Origin of the sequence: Streptococcus pseudopneumoniae IS7493, assembly GCF_000221985.1 — a bacterium.
Taxonomy (GTDB): domain Bacteria; phylum Bacillota; class Bacilli; order Lactobacillales; family Streptococcaceae; genus Streptococcus; species Streptococcus pseudopneumoniae.
This window is the reverse complement of record NC_015875.1, coordinates 2,081,387-2,107,980: the sequence shown is the minus strand read 5'-3', so window position 1 is coordinate 2,107,980 and position 26,594 is coordinate 2,081,387. Positions and strand designations below refer to the sequence as shown.

General features: G+C 41.6%; 13 protein-coding genes, 1 rRNA gene and 2 pseudogenes. 14 read left to right on the top strand and 2 right to left on the bottom strand.

The genetic code is table 11. The features are described from left to right. Positions 1-100: 100 nt before the first annotated feature. Together SPPN_RS10960 and SPPN_RS14450 are read left to right on the top strand one after the other, a co-directional pair. Positions 101-625 (top strand): annotated as a pseudogene (locus SPPN_RS10960) (PD-(D/E)XK nuclease family transposase); the annotation flags it as partial. 177 nt (positions 626-802) lie between these two features. Next, positions 803-1,522: pseudogene (locus tag SPPN_RS14450) on the top strand (hypothetical protein); the annotation flags it as partial. Positions 1,523-1,830: 308 nt separating this feature from the next. On the opposite strand, the gene SPPN_RS13620 reads toward SPPN_RS14450, so the two are convergent. Next, on the bottom strand, positions 1,831-2,082 hold the full coding sequence (locus SPPN_RS13620; protein ID WP_014017373.1) for a hypothetical protein: 252 nt from the start codon (positions 2,080-2,082) through the stop codon (positions 1,831-1,833). A gap of 591 nt (positions 2,083-2,673) precedes the next feature. Here SPPN_RS13620 and SPPN_RS11450 point away from each other — a divergent pair. Next, positions 2,674-9,525, top strand: a complete 6,852-nt coding sequence (locus tag SPPN_RS11450; protein WP_000359091.1) for a DUF1542 domain-containing protein — start codon at positions 2,674-2,676, stop codon at positions 9,523-9,525. Positions 9,526-9,638: 113 nt separating this feature from the next. On the opposite strand, the gene SPPN_RS10945 is transcribed toward SPPN_RS11450, so the two are convergent. Next, positions 9,639-11,735, bottom strand: a complete 2,097-nt coding sequence (locus SPPN_RS10945) for a GH92 family glycosyl hydrolase (RefSeq protein ID WP_000803388.1) — start codon at positions 11,733-11,735, stop codon at positions 9,639-9,641. Positions 11,736-11,905: 170 nt separating this feature from the next. Here SPPN_RS10945 and SPPN_RS10940 point away from each other — a divergent pair, with 170 nt between their 5' ends. From SPPN_RS10940 to SPPN_RS10890, 11 genes are all read left to right on the top strand, one after another. Continuing rightward, a complete protein-coding gene (locus SPPN_RS10940) occupies positions 11,906-13,186 on the top strand; it encodes a glycoside hydrolase family 125 protein (protein ID WP_000640545.1) in 1,281 nt (426 codons plus the stop codon). 90 nt (positions 13,187-13,276) lie between these two features. Next, positions 13,277-15,922, top strand: coding sequence for an alpha-mannosidase (locus SPPN_RS10935; protein WP_000432738.1), 2,646 nt, complete (start codon positions 13,277-13,279; stop codon positions 15,920-15,922). 83 nt (positions 15,923-16,005) lie between these two features. Beyond that, complete coding sequence (locus SPPN_RS10930) at positions 16,006-16,875, top strand: ROK family protein (protein WP_014017372.1); 870 nt, start codon at positions 16,006-16,008, stop codon at positions 16,873-16,875. Further along, positions 16,869-18,749 (top strand): beta-N-acetylhexosaminidase, encoded by a 1,881-nt coding sequence (locus tag SPPN_RS10925; protein ID WP_000251428.1) that lies wholly within the window; start codon positions 16,869-16,871, stop codon positions 18,747-18,749. The genes SPPN_RS10930 and SPPN_RS10925 overlap by 7 nt, the downstream gene beginning before the upstream one ends. Positions 18,750-19,049: 300 nt before the next feature. Continuing rightward, positions 19,050-19,373 carry an IS1096 element passenger TnpR family protein gene (locus tag SPPN_RS10920; RefSeq protein ID WP_420173521.1) on the top strand — a complete coding sequence of 108 codons (324 nt, stop codon included), beginning with the start codon at positions 19,050-19,052 and terminating at the stop codon, positions 19,371-19,373. Between the two features lie 668 nt (positions 19,374-20,041). Then, entirely contained in the window at positions 20,042-20,557 is a 516-nt protein-coding gene (locus SPPN_RS10915) for a hypothetical protein (protein WP_000837197.1), read from the top strand. A 322-nt stretch (positions 20,558-20,879) separates the two neighbouring features. Next, positions 20,880-21,449, top strand: coding sequence for a hypothetical protein (locus SPPN_RS10910; protein ID WP_000509515.1), 570 nt, complete (start codon positions 20,880-20,882; stop codon positions 21,447-21,449). A 14-nt stretch (positions 21,450-21,463) separates the two neighbouring features. Continuing rightward, positions 21,464-21,808, top strand: a complete 345-nt coding sequence (locus SPPN_RS10905) for a hypothetical protein (RefSeq protein WP_000055346.1) — start codon at positions 21,464-21,466, stop codon at positions 21,806-21,808. Beyond that, a complete protein-coding gene (locus tag SPPN_RS10900) occupies positions 21,808-22,242 on the top strand; it encodes a protein-export chaperone SecB (protein ID WP_000096817.1) in 435 nt (144 codons plus the stop codon). Before SPPN_RS10905 ends, SPPN_RS10900 begins: the two co-directional genes overlap by 1 nt. A gap of 558 nt (positions 22,243-22,800) precedes the next feature. Further along, positions 22,801-25,050: a YSIRK-type signal peptide-containing protein gene (locus tag SPPN_RS12515; RefSeq protein ID WP_000499440.1), complete on the top strand. Its 2,250-nt coding sequence runs from the start codon at positions 22,801-22,803 to the stop codon at positions 25,048-25,050. Continuing rightward, positions 25,046-26,591: ribosomal RNA gene (locus tag SPPN_RS10890) — 16S ribosomal RNA — on the top strand. The genes SPPN_RS12515 and SPPN_RS10890 overlap by 5 nt, the downstream gene beginning before the upstream one ends. Positions 26,592-26,594: the final 3 nt, after the last annotated feature.

The following is a 26,594-nucleotide window of genomic DNA, read 5'->3' as shown; positions in this document are numbered from 1 at the left end:
AATATCTTAACAACTCATTTCTTTTCCGAATAAATAGATAGTAGCAGTGAATCTAGTAAACCTAGATTTAAAAATGTGCTATAATGAAAGGAGAAGAAATATGACATTACGTCATCCGGGCATTAGCCCAACTAATGACTTGGTTGCTAAGAAAATTTTCAGCAACCCAGAAATCACTTGTCAGTTTATTCGCGATATGCTGGACTTGCCAGCCAAAAATGTGACCATTTTGGAGGGAAGCAACATTCACGTCTTGCCTTCCCTGCCGTACTCGGCACAGGATTTCTATACCAGTATAGATGTTTTAGCTGAACTAGATAATGGCACTCAAGTAATCATTGAGATTCAAGTCCATCATCAGAATTTTTTCATCAATCGCCTGTGGGCTTATTTGTGTAGTCAGGTCAATCAAAACCTAGAAAAAATTCGCCAACGTGAAGGTGACACCCACCAGAGTTACAAACACATTGCACCAGTATACGCTATCGCAATTGTGGACAGCAATTACTTTTCAGATGACCTAGCTTTTCATAGTTTTAGTATGCGCGAGGATACGACAGGTGAGGTTTTAACCATCACCAATAATGGACAAGAAAATCATCTGGTTAAGATGGCGTTCTTGGAACTGGGGATTGAACAGGGCATCGAAAAAGGTTTAGAGCGTGGACTTGAACGTGGAAAACTTTTTGCCTTTCTGGATATGGTTCGCCAAGGACTTCTGACTTCCGAGGTTGCCAGCCATCAGCTGGGTATGAGCGTCGCTGAGTTTGAAGAACTATTGAAAGAGCATCATAAATAAGACCTAAAAAAATACAGAGAAACCAGCAAAGACGAGGTTCGCAAAGCATGGTTGGAGTTTTTTGGGAATAAACCTTTTACCCAGGAACCCGAGCGAGCCATCAGCCAAGCAGACCAACTGCTAGACTACAAGAGCTGGTCCGAGGAGGACAGGGAGATGTTTAGTGAACAACGCAGACGCGAAGAACAAGCCTTGCTAGCGCAGGACTATGCCTTGGAACAAGCTGAGGAAAAAGGGTTGGAACGCGGTCGTGCAGAAGGGATTGAACAGGGTTTAGAGCGTGGTCACATGATTACAGCCTATGAGAATGTGGCTCTCTGGCATGAACACGACATTTCCCACTCATCAGCTGAGCGTATCATCACACCTGATACGACCATCTTGATTGACTACATGCTCAACCGTTTTGGAAATATCGTCAAGAACTTGACGGTCTTACCAGAAAACATGATCCGCAACATGAACGCGACTTTTGGTCTGATCTTTAGCCAACGTGCCATGTTGACCTTGATTGAACAAGGCATGACCCGTGAGCAAGCCTATGACTTGGTACAACCAAAAACAGCCTACTCTTGGGACAAGCAAGTAGACTTCAAACTACTTCTGGAAGCAGATCCAGAGGTGACATCACGTTTGACACAAGAGGAAATCGATGAGATTTTCAACCATCTTTACTATACCAAACGAGTGGAGCCTATCTTTGAACGTCTAGGATTAGGATAATTAGAAAAAATCGAATTTCTATGACTCCATTTATAGGAGTAGCAGAACTTTGATTTTTATGTTATATCAAAGCCCTTTGCTAAAAAATATAATAGATTGAAACTAGAATAGTACACCTCTGCTTCTAAAACATGGTTAGAAATCGATTTGATTGTCCTGATTGATTTGTCCTATTTCTATTTCATTTTACTATAGAACCGTCCCATAAGGAGGGAGATTGGAAAATCTCCAGACTAGAGAAGTCAGCGACTTTCTTTGAATCTTGTTCCTTAAAGCTAGTCGTCTTTTTCAAGTGACCTGAATCTGCTTTAAAGCTGCCCTACTGAAGGGAGAGCACAATCAAACTGTGCCGCAATTTCCCTAAAAGCAGCCTCGAGATGAGCCTTTACAAAAGCTTTCGACTCCTCTATAAGGAAGCTTTCGATTTTTGATGACTCGCTCTTTCCGCTCTCAGTGTCCTTGTTCACCTCATTTCTTTTCCTAGCTGAAGAGAGTTCTGAGACCAAGATTAAAAACTTTGGCTGCCTCGGCAGGCCTGTGTTCTTTTTGATGCCATCCAATGATCCTTGTTTAAAATCAGTAGACTAGGTCATGGCTTTATGATAAGCTGCTTGTTTAAAACTGAGCAGCTATAGTAAGTAGTCAGGAGAGGCAAGGAGCCGCTATCTTCTGTTCTATGGCAAGCAATCAGAATAGTTAGTGATATCACTGGCAGTTTCTCTTTTTTAGGCTCTTTGCATGTTGTCATCTTCAAATGATGCCAATGAAAAAGGCGCAACCCCTTACATTTTTTCTACTTATTGTGTCGAGGCTAGTGAAAAAGATAGAGTTATTTTGAAAAAATAATATTTATAGAAATTAAGGGCTGATTGAATCCTAAAGAATCAGAGCATAAGATGTCATAAGAATCGGTAAATCCTTAACAAATTCATAAAATAATGAAAAATATGGATAAAAAACCGAATAAAATTCACGAAAATCGAAAAAATGTTTTTTTTTTAGCAAAATATTAGCAAACAAAAAAGTTGCATATATCTTGGTAATTATGTATCATAGTAACGTAAATCTATGCATAGAGGAAGTCTCCTTCTATAAGGAAGGAGGAGCCTCTCTTATGTAGAAAAATATAATCCTAAAGGAGATTTTAAGTAATGGACAAGAAAGTATCCATGAGTCGTTCTGAGCGCCTGCGTCGTGAGAAGGTCACGCGTTATTCTATTCGTAAATATAGCTTTGGTGCAGCCAGTGTGGCAGTAGCGGCTCTATTTATGTTTTTGGGGAACGGAGCAGTGTCAGCTGCTGAGAATGGCGCAGACTCACAAGGCGGAGCCGCTGTGGCAGCTAACCCTAACGGAGGGGGGGATGCTGACCCAGGAGGTGGAGCAACGTCTACTGGCACAGAAAACCAAAAACCTGTAGCGGAAATCTCCTACTCTCGTCAGAATGAAAAGGAAATTTTTGTTTATAATGAGGAAGATGCAAATATTGAAATTCCTGTCTACGATGACAGTGGGGAAATTCTTTATGCAACATTCAAAAAGGGTTCGAATCAGGCATTTAAAAAGTCTAACGAAGGTGACAATAAACTTGACCTTGAGTTTGGCTATACTGGAACGGTAATTAATGAGGCTATGTCTAACACTACAACTGCTACTCCTAATGCTTCTGCTACTCCTGCTACTCAAGCTGCTCCTGCTAAAATTACTATTTCAGGAAAACCGAATGAGAAGCTAAAAGAAAATCAAAAATATACAAAAAATGAGGAACAAGCACTAAAAATTGGGACACGTTTTGTAAAGGTTGGTGATAAACAAGGTGTGAATAATGTTGGAGACTCTGGGACAATAAGAGATCCAGGCTATATATCCCTTATCCTTAAATCTCAAACCTATAAATATAGCATCCAGGAACCAGAAACCAATGCTGATAAAATCAGTGTCTCAAATATTGACAATTTAACTGAACAAGACATTGAAAAAATTAAAACTCAGCTTAAAGTTGAATATTCTAAAACTAGCCAGGATGCTAGACTAGCGTCGCAAAGAGGGACTGCTTTAACAAATCGTGATTCAGTAGTGGAGAGTGTAAATGTAGCGGATGGAAACGTCACTGTAACCTATAAAGACGGTTCAACAGATGTGGTTCCAGTTGATCGTGTAGCACGTACCAATCAACCTCCAACAGTAGATATTCCATATTCTGATCCTACTGAAAGAGAAATCTATGTGTATAGTGGAGAAGACAACTCATTTGATATCAAAATTAAAGATGATGCAGATAAGATTAAGTCTGCTAAACTGCTGAAAGGTGGAAATAACGCTTTTCGACCTGTTTCAGGTGAAAATGATAAAGTTGATACTGAGTATGGATATACAGCCAATGAGTTTAAAACTGAAACACCAGCATCAGAGACTAGTCCAGCAGTTATTACCTATTCGGGTAGGACAACTGCAACAAGTGGATTGTCACAATCTAAATTGAACGAAGGGACACAAGGGGAAAATCCTAAACGCCTGGCTTTGGGTTGGCGTTATGTGCGGGTTACAGATCTTGAAGGAACAGACTTCACTGGGTCTGGAACGGGAAAAGATAATGATCATGCTTTCAACGTTGTCAATAAACCTCAGAGGCAAAAATATGATATAAAAACTCCTGAGGAAGCCGACAAGGTTATTGTTACCGACCTTGCAGCTGTAACGGATGAAGAGTTTGCAAAAGTAAAAGAAAAAGTCAAGCTTGAATATTCTAAAACCAATCCAGATAGAAGGTTAGAGTCTAAGCGCGGTCAAGAAGTAGAGGATAAAGATAGTAAGATTCAATCAATCACAAAAGATGGAAATGATTTACTAGTAACCTATAAAGACGGATCTATAGACAGAAAACCATTAACAGAGTTTGCGCGTACAAATGCTGCTCCGACAGTTGAGATTCCATACTCAAATGAAGCTAATAAACAAATCTATGTTTACACAGGTGAAAACACTGATTTAACTTTCAAAGGTACAGATGAAAATGAAGTTAAAAATCTTTACCTACGTGGTCCTGGAGATGTTACATCGAATAACGCGAATAAATATGGATTTACAACAGGTAAAGTTGAGAATGGTGCGGTAACTGGCGAAGGATCAATCTCTGACGATAAGAGAACAGCTACTATCAAGATGACTGGTGTTACAACACTTAAAGCTCCAAATCGTTGGACAAGTTTTATTGTTTCTAAAGACAATGATGGCAAACTTTCAAATAATGATTATAGAGCGCTAGATAAAGATTCTAATGCGAGACAAAAACCAGGATATGTTCAATTTATAGTTAAAAATCAAACATCTAAATATGATATAGCAGCTCCAACTGAAAAAGTTGCTGTAGCAGACCCAGCTAACGTAACAGAAGATGACTTAGCTAAAATCAAAGAAAAACTACAACTTGAATACAATAAGAATAATGATGATGCGAATATCTCAAAAGATTCTCCAGTTACAGATAAAGATTCTAAAATCAAGTCATTAACAAAAGATGCTAATGGAAATCTTGTTGTAACATATACAGATGGATCTACAGATAAAAGACCATTATCAGAATTTGTAACTCTTGATAAACAACCTGCGATTGATGCAGTGAACAAGGCTGCAGAAGATAAGATTGCAGAAATTAATGCTATTACAGATCCTAATACTACCGATGATGAAAAACAAGCCGCTATCGCTAAGGTAAATGCAGATAAAGAGAAAGCATTAGCAGCCATTAATGATCCTAACCTAACAACAAAAGCTGCCTTGGATCAAGCTCAAACTGCAGGGACAACCGCCATTGCAGCAGACAATCCAGTAGTAGCTAAAAAAGCTGAAGCCAAAGCGGCAATTGAAGCAGCACGTAAGGCCAAAGAAGATGCTATTAATGCAGACATAAATCTATCAGAAGCTGAAAAAACAGCCGCTATTGCTAAAGCCAATGAAGCAGCTCGGGCAGCAACTGAGAAAATCGATGCAGCGACGACAGATGCAGCTGTAGATGAAGCGCAAACAGAAGCCACTACAGCCATTTCTAAAGTAAACCCAATCGCTAAAGAGAATGCTAAGGCAGCAATTGCCAATGCCTTAACAGCTAAAAATGATGAGATTGATAAGCGCACAGACCTAAGTCAAGCAGAAAAAGACGCAGCTAAAGCAGAAGCCAAAAAATTAGCTGATGCAGAAGAAGCCAAAGCAGCTCAAGATAAAGTAGAAGCCGCTAAGACACAAGGTGTAGAAGCGATTAAAGCTGTGAATCCAGAAACAACTGCTAAAGCAGCCGCTGACAAAGCCATTGATGACGCTCTTGCTGCTAAGAACAAGGCCATTGATGAGCGTACAGACTTGACAGATGCAGAGAAGAAAGCTGCTAAAGACAAGGCTAAGGCAGAAGCAGACAAGGCTAAGGCAGCAGTAGCAGCCGCAACAAGTGATGCAGAAGTAGCTAAAGCCAAAGAAGCCGGTGAGTCTGCAGTTGGTGCTGTGAATCCAGTAGCCAAAGATGCTGCTAAGAAAGCAGTGGCAGATGAATTAGCTAAGAAAGAAGCAGAAATCGATGCCCGTCAAGATCTAACAGCTGAAGAAAAAGATGCAGCTAAGAAAGAAGCTCAAGCAGCTGCTGACGAAGCGAACAAGGCTATCGATGCTCAACCAGATGTAGCCGCAACACCAGAAGAAGCCAAAGCAGCTCAAGATAAAGTAGATGCCGCTAAGACACAAGGTGTAGAAGCGATTAAAGCTGTGAATCCAGAAACAACTGCTAAAGCAGCCGCTGACAAAGCCATTGATGACGCTCTTGCTGCTAAGAACAAGGCCATTGATGAGCGTACAGACTTGACAGATGCAGAGAAGAAAGCTGCTAAAGACAAGGCTAAGGAAGAAGCAGACAAGGCTAAGGCAGCAGTAGCAGCCGCAACAAGTGATGCAGAAGTAGCCAAAGCCAAAGAAGCCGGTGAGTCTGCAGTTGGTGCTGTGAATCCAGTAGCCAAAGCAGCTGCTAAGAAAGCAGTCGCAGATGAACTAGCTAAGAAAGAAGCAGAAATTGATGCTCGCCAAGATCTAACAGCTGAAGAAAAAGCGAAAGTTAAAGCAGAAGCTCAAGCTCGAGCAGCCGAAGCGAACAAGGCCATTGATGCTCAACCAGATGTAACCACAACACCAGAGGAATCAAGGAAGGTTCAAGGAGCAGTAGATAGTGCTAAGGAACACGGTGTAGCAGCGATTAAAGCTGTGAATCCAGAAACAACAACTAAAGCTGCAGCCAAGAAAGCTATTGATGATAAGCTAGCTGAACAACTAAAAGCCATTGAAAACACACCAGATGCCACGGATGAAGAAAAAGCTGAAGCTGCTGAAAAAGCGACAGCCTTAGCCAAAGAAGCTAAGCAAGCAATTGATATTGCTACAACAGATTCAGAGGTTAAGAAACTTCAAGATGATGCAAATGCTGAAATAGGGAAAGTTTTACCTGTTGTAGAAGATAAACCAAATGCTCGTAAAGCCATTGATGAGCAAACAAAAGCGAAGAAAGAAGAGATTGACGCGCGTACTGACTTATCTCCTAAAGCGAAAGAGAATCTTAAAGATAAAGCAGATCAAATAGCAGCCGAAGCTAAGAAATTAGTAGATGCTGCGAATAAAGAAGCAGATGTTAATAAGATTCAAGACGCGGATAAATCGGCAATTAGAGCAGTTGGGGATATTAACAGACCAATTGATAAAGTGCTAGTTAATGATCCAGCCAACCTAAAAGCTGAGGAAAAAGCTAAAATCTTAGAAGAAGTGAAGAAAGTGAACCCAACAGCCAATGAGGTTAAATATAACGACGCTGGAAATATTGAAGTTACTACAGCAAATGGTGATAAGGGAATCATTAATCCAACTGATCTGGTGAAAACGTTGGAGAATCTAGATAATGGTAAAGGTGGAAACGATATTAACAAACCACTTGATAAAGTTATCATCAAGGATAAATCGATGTTGACAGAGTCAGAAAAAGCTCAAATTATTGCTGCTGTTAAGTCTGTAAATCCAAATTCTATTGTGCTACTCGATGCAGACGGAACTGTTTCAGTGTCTACACCAGAAGGTCAGACTGCAACGATTCCATCAACTGAGTTAGTGAGAACTAAGGAAGATACAGCTAAATCTGACGCAGGAAATGGTGAAATTGTTAAACCAGCAGATAAAGTGGTTGGTGAACCGACTGATTCAGCTGCACAAGCCAAAGTAGAAGAAAAATTAAGAAAACTCAATCCTGAGGCTAAATCTGTTAAATTTGATGATAAAGGTAACGCTACTGTTACTTTAAATGATGGAACTGTGGCAACAATTCCATGGAAAGATTTATTCAAATCACCGGAAGATGCAACTAAACCAAACGCAGGCAACGACATCGTTAAGCCGGCGGATAAGACGGTTGTAGCGAACTCAGATAAGTTGACAGTTGCAGAGAAGAAAGCTATTGAAGAAAAGGTTAAAGCAGTTAACCCAGGAGCGACTGTAGTAGTGGACGATAAAGGAAATGCCACAGTCACAACACCAGAAGGTAAAACAGCCGTTATTCCAGCAACAGACTTGACGAAGTCAGCAGCAGATGCAGCTAAACCAAATGCAGGCAATGATGTCAATACACCAGCAGCTAAAACTGTAGCAGCGAACCTAGACAAGTTGACAGACGCTGAGAAGAAAGCTATCGAAGAGAAGGTTAAAGCAGTCAACCCAGGCTCAACTGTAGTAGTAGACGATAAGGGTAATGCTACAGTTACAACACCAGAAGGTAAGACAGCGGTCATTCCAGCCACTGATTTAGTGAAAACACAAGATGATATTACTAAAGAAAATGCAGGCAATGATGTCAATACACCAGCAGCTAAAACTGTAGTAGCAGATCCAGATGCCTTAACTCCAGAAGAGAAGAAAGCTATCGAAGAGAAGGTTAAAGCAGTCAACTCAGGTTCAACTGTAGTAGTAGACGACAAAGGTAATGCAACAGTAACTAAAGCTGATGGTACAGTTCTGAATATTCCGGCTTTAGACCTAGTAATCCCAGCTGGAAACCTAGCTGACGAAGCTAAGACTGCTAAAGTGAAAACACCAGCATTCCGTACATTAGTTGGAAACAAAGATAACTTAACGGAAGATGAAAAAGCAGCAGTTAAGAAAGCAATTGAATCCGTCAATTCAGGAGCGACTGTAGTAGTAGACGATAAAGGTAACGCCACAGTAACACTAGATGGAAATACAGTATCGATTGCAAAAGACCAATTAGTGAAAACAGAAAGTGATGTAACAGCTAAGAATAGCGGAGATAACATCAACCTTGACTTTGAAAAAGAAACAGTAGCAGACTTTACTAACTTAACAGATTCAGAAAAAGAAGCTGCAAAAGCTAAGATTAAAGCAGCAAATGCTGATGTAGTAGATGTTCTCTTTGACAAGGCAGGAAATGCAACTGTTGTAACTAAAGATGGCAAAGTTTTAGCAATTACCGCTGAAGCTATCTTTAAACAAGCTCCTTCAGCTCAAAATAACGGAGCTACTAACACTGAAGCAAAAGTGGATAAAGCTAAGTTAGCAGGCGCTATTCGTCAGTTAGATGGACTAATCATCCAAGAATCAGCTAAGCTTGATGCAGAAACTGCAAAAGAAGCGACTGACTTATTGGCAGACGCTAAGAAAGTATTTGCCAATGCAGATGCAACTCAGGCAGATGTGGCTGCAACGGTTAAACGTATCGAAGACTTCCTGGCGAAAGTTTCTCCAGCAACTAATCATGCAAGTCCAGCTAGTGACCAAGCTGCTCAAACACCAGCTGTAGTTCCAGCTCAAGCAGCAAATGCCAACCAAGCAGCAACAAACGTGCGTACAGTCGCTAAAGAGTTGCCAAATACAGGTACAGCAGATTCTACTGTAGCTATGGTAGCAGCTGCCGCAAGTGCCTTACTTGGTCTTGGTCTTGCAGGTCGTCGTAAAGAAGACGAAGAAGCTTAATTGGTAGATGGTTTGATACTTATCGAATAATAAATCCGATTTTCAAAGCTTAAACAAGTACCTCTCATAAGAAAATCTCCTAGCAGGAAAGTCTGCTAGGAGATTTTTGTATTTCAGGAAGTGGACGGCTGACTTGGTAACCAGCTGAGGGTGAAGGTTAACTGCTCAGCTTTTAGGAGGTCTTGATGTTGAAGGCTAGTTATAGAGGTCTTATCTAGTAGACATTCTTTGACAAAGTTGAAGTGGCTGTGGTTTTGCTCAGTATGAATATCCAGCCATTTACCTTCTTTAGCTAGGTAAATACGGAGGTGGTCAAAGAGAGGGATTCCGAGGTCATAGTTTGGTTTGCCTGGACAGGTCGGATAAAAACCGAGAGCTGACCAGATATACCAGGCTGAGAGACTGCCATTGTCTTCATCGCCAGGATAGGCTTGCCAACTTGGGTGAAAGGCCTTCTGACGGAGAGTCTTGATGAGAAGGGCAGTGTAGTCAGGGTAGTTGCTGTAGCGGAAGAGATAAGGAATGTGGAAGCTCGGTTGGTTGGAAATGGCGACTTGTCCAAAAGGAGCAGTAGCCATTTCGCTCATTTCGTGAATTTCGTAACCATAGCCTGTTGTCTCAAAGAGGGGAGCATCTTGACAGGTTTTCAAAAGATAGTTGCTGAAGGCTTCTTTTCCACCCATAAGTTGGATTAAATCTGGGATGTCGTGGAGAACGCCTAAAGTTGCTTGGATGGCTGAACATTCGGCATAGTCGCGTCCCCAGCTATAAGGAGAGAAGTCAGGGCGAAAGTTGCCTCGATTGTCTCGTGCTCGTATGTAACCTGTCTCAGCGTCAAATAGCTGGCGGTAATTTTGTGAAGCAGTCCTATAGATTTCCGCGATGTCATTCTGACCTAGTTTTTTGGCACAGCTGGCGATACAAAAGTCGCTATAGGCATAGTCTAGGGTATGACTGACACTTTCGTGGTGGTCGGTAGAGAGGTAGCCCAGTTCTTGGTATTGGGCTAGTCCGTGGCGACCATTGATGCCGAGAGGGTCAGACTTGCTGGCTGTTTCGAGCATGGCTTGAAGGAGTTCTTCTTCTAAGTCAGGAGCCATGTCCTTGCAGGCGCTATCTGCGATAATGCCGTCTAAAAGTGTACCTGGCATCATACCCCGTTCATCTGGAGCCAGCCATTTTGGAAGGAATCCAGTATTGCGGTAGCTATTGAGAAATCCTTCTAAAAAGCGGTGGTAGTGTTCCGGTATGATAAGGGCAAAGAGGGGGAAGGTAGTGCGGAAGGTATCCCAGAAACCATTGTTGCTGAAGAGAACACCGGGCTTGACAGTGCCAGTGGCCAGATCCATGTGGATGGCTTGCCCTGATTCATCAATCTCATAAAAAGTCTGTGGGAAGAGGAAGAGTCTGTAGAGACAGTGGTCAAAGAAGGTTCGGTCAGCCTCTCCTGTCTCTATAACGTCAAAACGATGGAGGAGATTTTCCCAGTCCGCTTGGGCATTTGTTTTACAGTTATCAAAATCTTCTTGAGGTAGATTAAGCAGTGCTTGAGAAGGAGAGATGAAAGAAGTCGCTAGCTGAATTTCAGCATGACTATCTGCCAGGTCGATTCGCCAGTCTCCACCTTCTTGGCTGATAGTAAGGATATCCGTATTCATTTGCAGGGCAGTGAACATAGTTAGTGGATTTTTGTTGGTTTCAGTTTTTCCTTCTTGTTGCAGGGCAAGAGTCCGCTCATCTACTTGCTCCACGGTCAGTTCATCTGCTGCGTGAAGATAGAGGGAGAGGGCTTTGCCTTGCTTTTGCTCCAAACGAATAGAAGCACCATAGCAAGTCGGTGTGAGCTGGGTTTCAATCTGATAGCGCAGGGAGAAAATCTTCAGATAATGAGGTTGGAAAGAGGCCTTATCCATATCATAGGAAGACTGACGATGGAAGAGGCTGTCTCCACCCAGTTGACCGGTGACAGGTGTCAGAAGGAGCCAAGAGTAGTCGCCAATCCAAGGACTAGGCTGGTGGGTTAGTCGAATTCCCTGAAAGATAGGCAGCTGCGGATTGAAAAACCAAGAGCCCTCCTGGTCACTGGTCTGGGGTACAAAGTAATTCATCCCAAAAGGTACGCCTGTGTATGGTAGGGTATTTCCCCGAGAAAAGGCATGCTTGCTGGCAGTTCCAAATCGGGTATCGATGCTTTCAAGTAGTGGTTTCATAGTCTTTCCTTTAGCTGTTTTTCTACATTATATCAGAAAAAGAGGACCTTTAGAAAAGGAGTTTCAAAGATAACTATTTTGTAGAAAAATGACTATCATTTGTGTATGTATTTTCTGTCTCAAAAGCTATATACTGAAAATGAAACTTGTTTGAAAGAGGATACTGCACGATGATTTATTCAAAAGAAATTGTTAGAGAATGGCTAGATGAAGTGGCAGAGCGGGCTAAGGACCATCCAGAGTGGGTGGATGTTTTCGAGCGTTGCTACACCGACACCTTGGACAATACGGTTGAAATCCTTGAAGATGGTTCAACCTTTGTGCTCACAGGAGATATTCCTGCAATGTGGCTTCGGGATTCGACAGCCCAACTCAGACCCTACCTGCATGTGGCTAAAAGAGATTCCCTCCTGCGTCAGACCATTGCAGGTTTGGTCAAACGTCAGATGACCTTGGTACTCAAGGATCCTTATGCCAATTCCTTCAACATTGAGGAAAACTGGAAGGGGCACCATGAGACTGACCACACAGACCTTAATGGCTGGATTTGGGAACGCAAGTATGAGGTGGACTCGCTTTGCTATCCTTTGCAGTTGGCTTATCTCCTCTGGAAAGAGACTGGCGAGACTAGTCAGTTTGATGAGATTTTTGTCGTAGCGATTAAGGAAATTCTCCATCTATGGACAGTTGAACAAGACCACAAGAACTCTCCTTATCGTTTTGTCCGAGATACGGACCGCAAGGAAGATACCTTGGTAAATGATGGCTTTGGCCCTGATTTTGCAGTGACAGGTATGACTTGGTCAGCTTTTCGTCCGAGCGATGACTGCTGCCAGTATAGCTACTTGATTCCGTCAAATATGTTTGCTGTAGTAGTCTTGGGTTATGTGCAAGAAATATTTGCAGCATTAAACCTAGCTGATAGCCAGAGTGTTATTGCTGATGCTAAGCGTCTCCAGTCTGAAATCCAAGAAGGAATCGACAACTACGCCTACACCACCAACAGCAAGGGCGAAAAGATTTACGCTTTTGAAGTGGATGGTCTAGGAAATGCTAGCATCATGGATGATCCAAATGTACCAAGTTTGTTGGCTGCGCCTTATCTGGGCTACTGTTCGGTCGATGATGAAGTGTATCAAGCTACTCGCCGCACCATTCTGAGCCCTGAAAATCCCTATTTCTACCAAGGAGAATACGCTAGCGGTCTCGGAAGTTCTCATACCTTCTATCGCTATATCTGGCCAATCGCCCTTTCTATCCAAGGATTGACAACAAGAGATAAGGCAGAGAAAAAATTCTTGCTGGATCAGCTGGTTGCTTGCGATGGTGGTACAGGTGTCATGCACGAAAGCTTCCACGTGGATGACCCAACTCTCTACTCTCGTGAATGGTTCTCTTGGGCCAACATGATGTTCTGTGAATTGGTCTTGGATTACCTAGATATTCGCTAAGGAACATGCTTTAGCGCAACTGATTCTTGTCAGAATCACAAGTTTACATTTAAAACATTAAAAATTTAATTTAGAATGAGGTTTTACTTCATGGAAAATGTTGTTGTACATATTATCTCACATAGTCACTGGGACCGTGAGTGGTACTTGCCTTTTGAAAGCCACCGTATGCAGTTGGTGGAATTATTTGACAATCTCTTTGATCTCTTTGAAAATGACCCTGAGTTCAAGAGCTTCCACTTGGATGGTCAAACCATTGTCCTTGATGACTACTTGGAGATTCGCCCTGAAAATCGCGATAAAGTCCAACGTTACATTGACGAGGGCAAGCTTAAAATTGGTCCCTTTTACATCTTGCAGGATGACTACTTGATTTCAAGTGAAGCCAATGTCCGTAATACTCTTATCGGTCAGCAGGAGGCTGCAAAATGGGGCAAATCTACTCAGATTGGTTACTTCCCAGATACCTTTGGAAATATGGGACAAGCGCCTCAAATTCTTCAAAAATCAGGCATTCACGTGGCAGCCTTTGGGCGTGGTGTGAAGCCGATTGGATTTGATAACCAAGTTCTCGAAGATGAGCAGTTTACATCCCAGTTTTCAGAAATGTACTGGCAGGGTGCGGATGGTAGTCGTGTCCTCGGTATCCTCTTTGCCAACTGGTATAGTAATGGGAATGAAATTCCAGTTGATAGAGACGAGGCCTTGACCTTCTGGAAACAAAAATTGTCAGACGTGCGTGACTATGCTTCGACCAACCAGTGGTTGATGATGAACGGCTGTGACCACCAGCCTGTCCAGAAAAATTTGAGTGAAGCCATTCGTGTGGCAAATGAACTCTTCCCAGATGTAACCTTTGTTCATAGTTCTTTTGATGAGTATGTCCAAGCCGTGGAAAGTGCCCTACCAGAACACTTATCAACGGTGACAGGCGAGTTGACCAGTCAGGAAACAGACGGCTGGTACACACTTGCCAATACTTCTTCATCTCGTATTTATCTCAAACAAGCCTTCCAAGAAAATAGCAACCTCCTAGAGCAAGTTGTAGAACCCTTGACGATTATCACTGGGGGTCATAACCATAAGGACCAGTTGACCTATGCTTGGAAAACTCTTTTGCAGAATGCGCCGCATGATAGTATCTGTGGCTGTAGCGTGGACGAAGTTCACCGTGAGATGGAAACTCGTTTTGCCAAGGTTAACCAAGTCGGAACCTTTGTTAAGACCAATCTTCTCAACGAGTGGAAGGGCAAAATTGCAACTCACGAAGCTCAAAGTGACTATCTCTTTACGGTTATTAACACAGGCCTGCATGATAAGGTCGATACTGTCAGCACAGTGATTGATGTTGCGACTTGTGATTTCAAGGAATTGCACCCAACAGAAGGTTACAAGAAGATGGCTGCCTTAACCTTGCCAAGTTATCGTGTGGAGGACTTGGATGGGCGTCCTGTAGAGGCTAAAATCGAAGACCTTGGGGCTAATTTTGAGTACGATTTACCAAAAGACAAGTTCCGCCAAGCTCGTATCGCTCGACAAGTGCGCGTGACCATTCCAGTTCACCTAGCGCCGCTTTCTTGGACAACTTTCCAATTGCTGGAAGGAGAGCAAGAACACCGTGAGGGTATTTACCAAAACGGAGTGATTGATACACCATTCGTAACGGTGAGTGTGGATGACAATATCACAGTTTATGATAAGACAACTCACGAAGCCTACGAAGATTTTATCCGCTTCGAAGACCGTGGAGACATCGGAAACGAGTATATCTATTTCCAACCAAAAGGAACAGAGCCAATCTATGCAGAGCTTAAGGGCTACGAGGTCTTGGAAAACACAGCTCGCTACGCTAAGATTTTGCTCAAACATGAATTGACCGTGCCTGTCAGTGCCGATGAAAAGCTAGAAGAAGAGCAAAAAGGTATCATCGAGTTTATGAAGCGTGAAGCTGGACGGTCAGAAGAAATGACAAGCATTCCTCTGGAAACTGAGATGACTGTCTTTGTTGACAATCCACAAATCCGTTGCAAGACTCGCTTTACCAACACTGCCAAAGACCATCGTATCCGTCTCTTGGTCAAGACTCACAACACGCGTCCAAGCAATGATTCTGAAAGCATCTATGAGGTGGTGACACGACCAAACAAACCAGCAGCTTCATGGGAAAATCCTGAAAATCCTCAACACCAACAAGCCTTTGTTAGTCTGTATGATGATGAAAAAGGTGTGACTGTATCCAACAAGGGATTGAATGAATACGAAATCCTTGGAGACGACACTATTGCAGTGACCATTCTGCGTGCATCAGGTGAGTTGGGAGACTGGGGTTACTTCCCAACGCCAGAAGCACAATGCTTGCGTGAATTTGAAGTCGAATTTGCTCTCGAATGCCACCAAGCCCAAGAACGCTTCTCAGCCTATCGTCGTGCTAAAGTCTTGCAGACACCATTTACCAGCCTTCAGCTTGCTAGACAGGAAGGAAGCGTGGCTGCGACTGGTAGCCTCTTGAGCCATTCCGTTCTCAGCATACCGCAAATCTGCCCAACAGCCTTTAAGGTAGCTGAAAATGAAGAAGGCTATGTTCTTCGTTACTACAATATGTGTAGTGAAAATGTGCGTGTACCAGAAAGTCAACATCTCTTCCTTGACCTACTTGAACGACCATACCCAGTTCATAGAGGTCTCATTTCACCACAAGAGATTCGTACAGAATTCATCAAAAAAGAAGAAATTTAATTTCAACAAGTAAACATAAAAAGAAAGGAGGGGCGAAAAGGTAAGAATTAATTGCTGATTTGCCCCTTTTTATGGTAAAAACAATGACCATTGCAACGATTGATATCGGAGGGACTGGGATTAAGTTTGCCAGTCTGACTCCTGATGGGAAAATACTGAATAAGACAAGTATCTCAACACCAGAAAACTTGGAGGATTTACTAGCTTGGCTAGACCAGCGCTTGTCAGAGCAGGATTATAGCGGGATTGCTATGAGCGCTCCAGGCGCGGTCAATCAAGAGACAGGTGTGATTGATGGCTTCAGTGCCGTCCCTTATATCCACGGCTTTTCGTGGTATGAGGCGCTTGCTCATCATCAACTACCTGTCCATCTGGAAAATGATGCCAACTGCGTTGGACTCAGTGAATTGCTGGCTCATCCAGAACTTGAAAATGCAGCCTGTGTCGTGATTGGGACAGGGATTGGCGGAGCCATGATGATCAATGGTAGACTTCATCGAGGTCGCCACGGTCTGGGTGGAGAATTTGGCTACATGACAACCCTTGCCCCTGCTGAAAAGCTCAACAACTGGTCGCAACTAGCGTCAACTGGGAATATGGTACGATACGTGATTGAAAAATCTGGTCAGACTGATTGGGACGGTCGCAAGATTTACCAAGAGGCCGCAGCAGGAAATACCCTTTGCCAAGAAGCAATTGAGCGCATGAATCGTAATCTGGCTCAAGGCTTGCTCAATATCCAATATCTGATCGATCCAGATGTCATTAGTCTGGGAGGCTCTATCAGTCAAAATCCAGATTTTATTCAAGGTGTCAAGAAGGCTGTAGATGACTTTGTTGATACTTACGAAGAATACACGGTCGCACCTCTTATCCAAGCCTGCACCTATCATGCAGATGCCAATCTCTATGGTGCCCTTGTCAACTGGCTACAGGAGGAAAATCAATGGTAAGATTTACAGGACTTAGTTCCAAACAAGAGAAAGCATTAGAGTTGCTTAAAAAGCACATTCTGCTACCAGATGTAGAGGTAGCAGTCGCTCAGTCTGACCAAGCCTCTATCTCTATCAAGGGTGAGGGTGGCCACTATCAACTAACCTATCGCAAACCTCACCAACTTTATCGTGCCTTGTCTTTGTTAGCAACAGCTCTAGTAGAAGGTGACAAAGTAGAGATTGAGGAGCAGGTAGCTTATGAAGATTTAGCCTACATGGCTGACTGTTCTCGAAATGCGGTGCTGAATGTGGCTTCTGCCAAGCAGATGATTGAGGTCTTGGCTCTCATGGGCTACTCAACCTTTGAGCTCTACATGGAGGACACCTACCAGATTGAGGGACAGCCTTATTTTGGTTATTTCCGTGGGGCTTATTCGGCTGAGGAGTTGCAGGAAATAGAAGCCTACGCCCAGCAGTTTGATATGACCTTTGTGCCTTGTATCCAGACCTTGGCCCATTTGTCGGCCTTTGTTAAATGGGGTGTCAAGGAAGTGCAGGAACTCCGTGATGTAGAGGACATTCTCCTCATTGGCGAAGAAAAGGTTTATGACCTGATTGATGGTATGTTTGCTACTTTGTCTAAACTGCAAACCCGCAAGGTCAATATCGGGATGGACGAAGCCCACTTGGTTGGCTTGGGACGTTATTTGATATTGAACGGTGTTGTGGATCGTAGTCTCCTAATGTGTCAACACTTGGAGCGCGTGCTGGATATTGCTGATAAATATGGTTTCCACTGCCAGATGTGGAGCGATATGTTCTTTAAACTTATGTCAGCAGATGGCCAGTACGACCGTGATGTGGAAATTCCAGAAGAAACTCGTGTCTACCTAGATCGTCTCAAAGACCGAGTAACTTTGGTTTACTGGGACTATTATCAGGATAGCGAGGAAAAATACAACCGTAATTTCCGCAACCATCACAAGATTAGTCATGACCTTGCCTTTGCAGGAGGTGCTTGGAAATGGATCGGTTTCACACCCAATAACCATTTCAGCCGTCTAGTAGCTATTGAGGCCAACAAAGCCTGCCGTGCTAATCAGATAAAAGAAGTCATTGTGACGGGTTGGGGGGACAATGGTGGTGAAACTGCCCAGTTCTCTATCCTTCCAAGCTTGCAAATCTGGGCAGAACTCAGCTATCGCAATGACCTAGACCGTTTGTCTGCTCACTTCAAGACCAATACTGGTCTATCGATTGAAGATTTTATGCAGATTGACCTAGCCAACCTCTTGCCAGATCTACCAGGCAATCTCAGTGGCATCAATCCCAACCGCTATGTCTTTTATCAGGATGTTCTCTGTCCGATCCTTGACCGACACATGACACCTGAACAGGACAAACCACACTTTGCTCAGGCAGCTGAGACCCTTGCTGAAATCAAAGAAAAAGCTGGTGCTTACTCTTACCTCTTTGAAACTCAGGCTCAGTTGAATGCTATTTTAAGTAGCAAAGTGGATGTGGGACGACGCATTCGTCAGGCTTACCAAGTGGGCGATAAAGAAAGTCTACAAGAAATCGCAAGGCAAGAATTACCAGAACTCAGAAGCCAAATTGAAGACTTCCATGCCCTCTTTAGCCACCAATGGCTGAAAGAAAACAAGGTCTTTGGCTTGGATACAGTTGACATCCGCATGGGCGGACTCTTGCAACGCATCAAGAGAGCAGAAAGCCGCATCGAGGCTTATCTGGCTGGCCAGCTTGACCGCATCGACGAACTAGAAGTGGAAATCCTGCCATTTAACGACTTCTACGCAGACAAGGGCTTCGCAGCCACAACAGCCAACCAATGGCATACCATTGCGACAGCTTCAACCATTTATACGACCTAAAACAAGAACACCTTGCCTGGCGCAGGGTGTTTCGCGTGAAACAGAAGAATTATCTAGTTTCAAATGCCACAGTTAGACAAACTTATGATAGAATAGCAGAAAGGGAATGTTTCCTAAGAGCAATTCTATCGATGAGCAATTGGAGGTATTGTGGTACACTTAAAATTAGTAAAACAAGAAATAGAAGCTGAAAAGCCAGCATCTGTAGAAGCCTGGGTCATTTTCGTCAAATTTTAAAAAGGTTGCTACCGACATATATAAATTCTAAAAACAAAAACGTTAGTAGAACTAGCAGATGTGATTTTATGGAGTTTTGATTTTGCAAATGATCATGCTCATGCATTTTTCGTGGATAATGTTGCGTGGAGTCATGCAGATTCTTACTTTCTTAGCTTTGTTAGTGACGATGTTGAAGAACGTTACACAGAAAATGTCTATCTGGATACCCTAAGTGTCAAACAAAAATTTAAGTTTATTTTCGACTTCGGTGATGAATGGCGTTTTGAATGCCAAGTGCTGAGAGAAATCGAGGCGGAAGACGAAGAAGCTTATCTCGTACGTTCGGTTGGAACGCCGCCAGAACAATATCCAGATTATGATGGTTTTGACTATGAAGAATGGTAAAATTGATTGTTAAACAATCTAAAAAACAATTGGAATCAGTCTGTGTAGGCTTAGTATTTCAATTGTTTTTTTGTGATGGTTTCAGATAAGAGAGTTTTTTAATACTCAATGAAAATCAAAGAGCAAACTAGGAAGCTAGCTGTAGGTTGCTCAAAACACTGTTTTGAGGCTTCAGATGGAAGCTGAGGAGGTTTGAAGAGATTTTCGAAGAGTATAAATTTGTTGAGGGTGTAGCTAATACGTATCAAGTCTGGTAGATTGAGAAAACTTGACAAAAAATTAGATAGTGCTAGAATAACATTAACGAAAGACATTTGAGGGCAGAAAGGTTCCTGCCACACCTTGCAAAAAGGTATCTGAGATGCTGGGTACACCGACCAGCCAAGGGTCCGTTATTTCAAGGGAGGGGCTTAAATGCTCTTTTTTATTTAAAAATTTCAAAATAGATTACACTCACCGCAGGCTTAGGCTTGCGTTTTTTTTTGTTTGACAAAATTAAAAAAATGTGTAAGAATAAGGAGAATTGAAAACAGGAAAACTCACCTCCTTTCGATTCGTCTAGCCTTTTCGTGAGGCAATGAGGGGGCGGAGAGACGCGCTCGTCAACAGAAGTATCTCATTGGAAATGTTGCTCACTTTTTAGTGAGCTTTTTATCTAGGGAATAGAAATGAAAAGCAAAAAGTTAAAATTAGGTCAAATTGATTTAAAAATGTGCAAGGATTACGACCTTATTCAAGCGATGGACTATGACTTTAAGACGAAGGAAGTAATGAATAAAGGAAGGGGATTTGCGGTAACTCTTGTCAAAATACAGGGGCTAACTTTCTTGATTCCATTTAGAAGTTATATTCCTAAAAAGTATCAGTTGAAGCATAAGTTTCGAAATTCAGCAAAAGAAGGATATGTTGAAGGATTAGATATGGGTAAAACCTTGATTTTAGAAGATAAAAGTTATTTACTAAATACCACTTTTCGCCTTCGGAAAGTCGAAGATTATTATAAAGTAATGGATAATGATAAAGCTATAATCAATAAGTTAGTGAAAGCTATTATAGACTATAACCGTGCTTTAGAAATGAACGATAGAAACAAACTTGAAGATCCTAAACGCTTTAAATTCTCAACATTCCAGAATTATTCTACTAGATTAAGAGTCATAACAGAAAAAGACTATTTAGAATAGATAATGTTTTTGCAGGTTCTGGCTTGCATTTCTATTTTGCAAAAACACGCATTTTGAACGATTAGAACCAGAAATTACAATCCTATTCTTCAAAAAAGCGTTTTCTTGAAGAATAGAAAAAGCCCGATTTTATGGGGTTTTAATTCTGATAAAATCCGATAATTTCGGCATGATAAGGTGAGGTAGTTATTGTCTTAATGCTCAGTTCCGTTCTGGAAATCGCTAGAATGTTTTCAAAAAATCCCGTAATAGTTGAATTATCTAAGCTTTAACAGTATAATCAAGTTAGTAGCTTCATAAGGAGGTTCTATGCTACAATATAGTGGGTGGCACGGCACCACCAATAAAAGAAAAGATTCTATCTGCTGGTTTTTCTTATGAGAAATATAAACCTGGTATTCATAAACAGAGACATCCGAACGACTTGGGTAATGGTATTTACTTTTTTCTACCTTTTGACAAAGATACTGGTAAAACGATTGCTTCTGCTTATGTAGCAAAGTATAAGTCATTTGAACTAAGCAAACCCGGGGTTAGGTCTGAGTTAATTCATGCTAAAATCATCCTAAGCTCTATGAACAATATTTTTATGTTGGATGACCCAGCAAACCAAAGCTTATTAGAAGAATATCGACAAGCGGCATTTATTCAAATTGAACGTGAGATTGCAGGTATTTCAGGTAGCGGAGCCAAAAATAGAGCTACTCTTCTTAACCAAAATCAAGGATTAATTATTGAACTGTTGCTTGATTTAGCGTCTCAGCATGGGAAGAATTATGAAGCCGTGCAGTCTAAAACATATACAGATATTCCATTTTTACCAGTAATTAACGGAAAGAACGGAGAGGAAATTTGTATCCGTGATTTAAATTGTATGACAAACATTTTATAAATAAGGAGGCTTTTATGAGTTTATTGTCAAACTTTTTAGGAACTGAAGAATTTTCTTTGATGGATTCTCCAATGTTCCAAGAATTAGTTGAAAATATTAAGGCCAACAAAATTTATTCAGTAAACAATGAATTTGATTATGATTTGAATATATCAGGAAGTCTTAAAAAATATAAAGATGAAATCCATTTTACTTCTCAATTAAATAATCAAAAAGAGTTTTATGATTTGAATTCTATAACTAAAGTAAATGTAATGCCTAAATATAATATAAAAAACAAGAAGTCATGTTTTTCATATTTACCAATAGATTCTGAAAACTTAATTACAACAAAAGAAAATAGTGAGGTGGCAGCTTAATGTCCTCTTTACAATTTAAAGATTACTTTTTAAATGAAGTATCGTATCGAAGAAATCCTAGTTTTGACCAAACAAATAGTACTATTAATTTACAGCCTGAATTGTCTGCACAGATTTTAATAAGAAAATCTGAAAACCTTGCTTATGTTAACTTGATAACAAAGCAAGGAAATATAGATTCAGATGATTCTGCTTTTGAGCTTATTGTAGATATTGTTGGAGAATTTTCATTTATATATGACGATACAGAATTTGATATTGATTTTGAAACTTTTCTTAAAGAGAATGGCTTAGCAATTCTTTGGTCCTATATTCGGCCTATCGTATCTGATATGATTACTCGGGGTAATGAGTTCCCCAACTTCATATTGCCTGTCGTTAACATTAAAAAAATGCTTGAAGACAAAGATTCTATCAAGTTAACATACGAATAAAAACAGTGTATGTATTTTTCAAAGCTCCAATGAAATGCTTTCACATTTAAAAGGTATTCGGAGAACTATAAATCAAAATTGTGATAAAAATAAATAGGATCAAAGAGTTTTGTATGATAGTAGTTGCAATTTGAAACTCTAGCTGTTTCTCGAGCTTATCGTTCTTGAACTATAAAATATTTCTAAAAAACTGATAGAATCATATATTTTAATAATATACGAAGAATAACGCTGATTTTTCAAGCGTTTTTTCTTTTAAAACAGCTAGCAGGTGGTGAAGTGAAAAGCTTGACGATCAAGTCAAACAATGTTGGTTTCAGCTTGCCGTATATATGTTGAGGCTGGGTAAAAAACAAATTTCAGGAGAAAATGAAGTCAATATTTCCACGATAAGATATATGATATCAAGCTTAGTTCATAATGTTTGATTTATAAAAAGAAAGAGAGTATAATGAGTTAAACCTACCTAAAGTATGCTCAAATATTTTAGGGGGGCTTTTTATTTGCCCTTCCATTATATATTAACCGATAATTATCGGAAAAGGAGCAAAATGATATATGTTTTATAAAGGTAATGAAGATAGAGAAAAGCGCTTGCGGTTTTCGATTCGTAAGGTTAGTTTTGGAGCTGCTAGTGTTGCAGTAGCAGCCTTGTTCATGTTTCCAGGAAATGGGACAGTGTCTGCCACAGAGCAAGGTGTAACCCCAACTAATGAGGGAAGACAAGGCTCACCACTGAAAGACCCAGATGTCCAGAATGGAACCTACGGGGCGACTCCAGTAGTCAGTCAGTTGGATGGAAATTCTGGTAGTAGTGAGACTACTGCTTCGGAAGGTCAAGAAGAAACAAGTACTCCAACATCTACTGATGCAAGCGCACCATCAGTCGAATCACCTACTGTTTCAGCAACAGAAGAAAAGTCAGCAGAGAAAAATACTGAGGTGCCATCTACAGAAGCAAATAGCGTAGAAAATAAAGACAAAACAAGAGTAAAAACTGAAGAGACATCTACTACATCAGCAGCAACAACAGAAAGCAAGAAACCAAAATCACGTAAAAAACGTGATATAAGTGCCACTCCAGATGCAGATGTTGCAACGGATGACCCATCGGCAAACCAGACTTACACAGCACCTGTAGAAAATGCTGATTTAAAAACATTAGCAACAGCTTTGTCAGAATTACCTGATGTAGTTGAAAATAATAAAAAGATTCAAGATATGGATGAATTAGGGAATCAAACTGGGGTTGTAAAAGGTGAAGTGCTAGAAATTCAATCATTTGGTGGTTGGAATGCAATTAGTCAGTCAGATGGCACAGCTGGAAAACTTGCTATTGCTAGAAAAACAGAAAGTGGTATTTTCCCAATTGAAACTGTAAATACAGTATATAATAATGGGGCAAGAACATACGATACTTATGTAGGGGAACAAGCTTTCGATAGAACAAAAGAATATATGTTATTCCTAGCGAAAGTTAGAACTATTGCTAGTCAAACAGAAGAAACATTTAATGGACAGTCTTATAGGCGAACAGGTTTAGGAGGAAGTGACTCTTTTGGGATTAAGAGTTTTAGTGGGATTGAGAAAACTTTCAAGGCTCATTCACCAGCAACGGGGTCTAAGGTAAAAGTTGCCTTTAAAACGGGATTTACTGGGGACTTAAATGGTACAAAAGCAAAATATTTAGTAGAGGTTGTATATCGTCAGAATAATAAAGAAGTAGTAGCTTACAAATATATTTTTGAACCGCAACCTAGGAGTATTGTGACAAATGAACAAGGAACAGTAACTCCTGCTAAGGATGGTACAGGATGGTTGTATGTAAGAAGTAACTTTAATAATCATACTTTGAACAAGAGTGAAGTAGAGACAAAAATGGCAGAAGCAGCAAATAGACCAAACGGTCAAGCTGGAACGTTTACAAGTTCGGATATAGATTTGCCGATAGGAGTTACTGACTTTACAGTTCGAATTAAAGTAACAGATACAGAAAGACTAGGGATGGGATACCAGTCTCCGCTTAGACATTATGCGTTACCTGTAACAGGAACAGGCTTTTCAATTGAACAAGATACTCGAAAATTAGCCAAAAACCTCTTACAAAGAATTTATAATAAATCACTTGAAACGGAAACGGCAGATAAGGCGGGGAAAACGGATGATACTGTCAATGCATATACAGCTGAGCTTGAAACAGTAAATAATCTTCTTACTGGACAGTTAAAAACAACAGCAGATTATAAAAAAGCTCTTTCGGCGCTTTTAGAAAAACAAGAAGCTTTAGTACCTGCTGCAACAAATGAAGAAAAGAGTAATCTATCTGCGCAAGTTGAGCAGTTGAAAAAGGTATCAACAGAAAATAAAACGCCTAAAAGCATTGATAAATACAATGAGGAGTTTGATAAGTATAGTCAGGATATCCAGTCACTAAAAGAAGAACTAAGGACTATCTTAGAAAAACAAGGAAATGCAACTAAAGATGAGGTCAGTCAAGTATTACAAAAAGTAGAGGAAGTAAAACGCAAATTAGATGACGCTAAAAGCTTGTTAGTTGAAAAAGGAAACAAGACAGAGTTAAGACAAGTAGTAGGTCAAGAGGCTGACGTTAAAGGAAACTTTAAATATTATAACGCAGACAAAACAAAGAAGGATGCGTATGATGAAGCGATAAAAAATGGACAAACAGTAATAGCTGATGCTAATGCAGATCAAACCCAAGTAGATGAAGCGCTCGTTGTAGTACTGAACAATGAAAAAACAATAAATCTGTCAGTGACAGAAATGAGTGAGAACTCAAACTTTTAATGAGAGTTTGATCCTGGCTCAGGACGAACGCTGGCGGCGTGCCTAATACATGCAAGTAGAACGCTGAAGGAGGAGCTTGCTTCTCTGGATGAGTTGCGAACGGGTGAGTAACGCGTAGGTAACCTGCCTGGTAGCGGGGGATAACTATTGGAAACGATAGCTAATACCGCATAAGAGTAGATGTTGCATGACATTTGCTTAAAAGGTGCAAATGCATCACTACCAGATGGACCTGCGTTGTATTAGCTAGTTGGTGGGGTAACGGCTCACCAAGGCGACGATACATAGCCGACCTGAGAGGGTGATCGGCCACACTGGGACTGAGACACGGCCCAGACTCCTACGGGAGGCAGCAGTAGGGAATCTTCGGCAATGGACGGAAGTCTGACCGAGCAACGCCGCGTGAGTGAAGAAGGTTTTCGGATCGTAAAGCTCTGTTGTAAGAGAAGAACGAGTGTGAGAGTGGAAAGTTCACACTGTGACGGTATCTTACCAGAAAGGGACGGCTAACTACGTGCCAGCAGCCGCGGTAATACGTAGGTCCCGAGCGTTGTCCGGATTTATTGGGCGTAAAGCGAGCGCAGGCGGTTAGATAAGTCTGAAGTTAAAGGCTGTGGCTTAACCATAGTAGGCTTTGGAAACTGTTTAACTTGAGTGCAAGAGGGGAGAGTGGAATTCCATGTGTAGCGGTGAAATGCGTAGATATATGGAGGAACACCGGTGGCGAAAGCGGCTCTCTGGCTTGTAACTGACGCTGAGGCTCGAAAGCGTGGGGAGCAAACAGGATTAGATACCCTGGTAGTCCACGCCGTAAACGATGAGTGCTAGGTGTTAGACCCTTTCCGGGGTTTAGTGCCGTAGCTAACGCATTAAGCACTCCGCCTGGGGAGTACGACCGCAAGGTTGAAACTCAAAGGAATTGACGGGGGCCCGCACAAGCGGTGGAGCATGTGGTTTAATTCGAAGCAACGCGAAGAACCTTACCAGGTCTTGACATCCCTCTGACCGCTCTAGAGATAGAGCTTTCCTTCGGGACAGAGGTGACAGGTGGTGCATGGTTGTCGTCAGCTCGTGTCGTGAGATGTTGGGTTAAGTCCCGCAACGAGCGCAACCCCTATTGTTAGTTGCCATCATTCAGTTGGGCACTCTAGCGAGACTGCCGGTAATAAACCGGAGGAAGGTGGGGATGACGTCAAATCATCATGCCCCTTATGACCTGGGCTACACACGTGCTACAATGGCTGGTACAACGAGTCGCAAGCCGGTGACGGCAAGCTAATCTCTTAAAGCCAGTCTCAGTTCGGATTGTAGGCTGCAACTCGCCTACATGAAGTCGGAATCGCTAGTAATCGCGGATCAGCACGCCGCGGTGAATACGTTCCCGGGCCTTGTACACACCGCCCGTCACACCACGAGAGTTTGTAACACCCGAAGTCGGTGAGGTAACCGTAAGGAGCCAGCCGCCTAAGGTGGGATAGATGATTGGGGTGAAGTCGTAACAAGGTAGCCGTATCGGAAGGTGCGGCTGGATCACCTCCTTTCTA